Origin of the sequence: Streptomyces plumbidurans (assembly GCF_019857225.1) — a bacterium.
GTDB lineage: Bacteria > Actinomycetota > Actinomycetes > Streptomycetales > Streptomycetaceae > Streptomyces > Streptomyces plumbidurans.
The window spans coordinates 1-1620 of record NZ_JAFJSY010000156.1 but is presented as its reverse complement, the minus strand read 5'-3'; the positions used below and the strand labels follow the sequence as shown (position 1 = coordinate 1620).

At 71.3% G+C, this 1620-nt stretch carries 1 protein-coding gene; it reads right to left on the bottom strand.

The features are described from left to right. A partial coding sequence (gene glgB, locus JYK17_RS40090; protein ID WP_222812312.1) for a 1,4-alpha-glucan branching enzyme occupies nt 1–1620 on the bottom strand: 1620 nt, incomplete at both ends.

Genomic DNA, 1620 nt, shown 5'->3' with positions numbered 1-1620 from the left:
AGGTAGAGCATGGAGGCCACGGCGTCCACCCGCAGGCCGTCGATGTGGAACTCCCTGCACCAGTAAACGGCGTTCGCCACAAGGAAGTTGCGCACCTCGCGGCGGCCGTAGTCGAACTCAAGGGTGCCCCAGTCGGGGTGCGCGGAGCGCAGCGGGTCCTCGTGCTCGTACAGGGGGCGGCCGTCGAACTCGGCCAGCGCCCAGTCGTCGCGCGGAAAGTGCGCCGGCACCCAGTCCATCAGGACGCCGATGCCCGCCTGGTGCAGCGCGTCGACCAGGTACTTGAAGTCGTCGGGGGAGCCGAGGCGGGCCGTCGGCGCGTAGAAGCCGGTGACCTGGTAGCCCCAGGAGCCGCCGAAGGGGTGCTCGGCGATCGGCATCAGCTCGACGTGGGTGAAGCCGAGGTCCTTCACGTACGCGGGCAGCTGCTCGGCAAGTTGACGGTACGTCAATCCAGGGCGCCAGGACGGGAGATGGACCTCGTACACGGAGAACGGCGCCTCGTGCGCGGGCAGCGCGGCGCGCTGTTCCAGCCAGGGCGCGTCCTGCCACTCGTGGTGCGAGGCGGTGATGACGGACGAGGTGTTCGGCGGGACCTCCGTGCGGCGGGCCAGCGGGTCGGCGCGCAGGGTCTTCGAGCCGTCGGGCCGGGTGATCTCGAACTTGTACAGCTCGCCCTCGCCGATCGCCGGCACGAAAAGCTCCCAGACGCCGGAGGAGCCGAGCGAGCGCATCGGATAACCCGTGCCGTCCCAGAAGTTGAAGGTGCCGGCCACACGGACGCCGCGCGCGTTCGGCGCCCACACGGAGAAGCGGGTGCCGCTCACACCCTGGTGCGTCATCGGGTGTGCGCCGAGCACCGTCCACAGTTCCTCGTGCCGGCCCTCATTGATCAGATGCAGGTCGAACTCGCCCAGGGTGGGCAGGAAGCCGTACGCGTCCTCGACCTCCTGCTCGGCGCCCTCGTACCGCACGAGGAGCCGGTAACCCGGCGGCACTTCGGACAGCGGCAGCAGCCCGGAGAAGAAACCGTCCCCGTCGTCGTGCAGCTCCGCCCGCAGATCCCCGGCTACGGCGGTCACGGACAGGGCGTACGGCCTGAACGCCCGGAAGGCGACCCCGCCGGCCACCTGGTGGGCGCCCAGCACGGTGTGCGGATCATGATGCGTACCGCTCAGCAGCCGCTCACGGTCACCGGCGTCGAGGGCGGGGGAGACGGGGGCGGGGGCCGCCGCGGGGGCGGGGGCCTTTTTCGGCTTGGGGGACTTCGGGGGCTCGGCGGGGCCGGAGACGGTGACGCGGTCGGAGGCGACGGTGGTCGTCTCGGCCGGGACATGCCCGGCCGGGGCAGCGGTTGCGGAAGTGCTCTTCTCGGCGGCGGCCTTCGTCGCGGTGGCCTCGGCGGGGGTGCTCTTTCTGGCGGTGCCCTTCGCTGCCGTCGCCTTCTTCGCGGACGCCTTCTTCGCCACGGCCGTCCCGGCGGCGTCCGTCGCAGTGGCGACCTTCTTCGCGGCCGCCTTCGTGGCGCTCGCCTTCCTGGCGATCGCCTTCTCAGCCACCGCCTTCTTGCCCGCGGCCTTCTTCGCCGGACTCTTCTCCGGGCGCTTCGTCGCTGCCGTC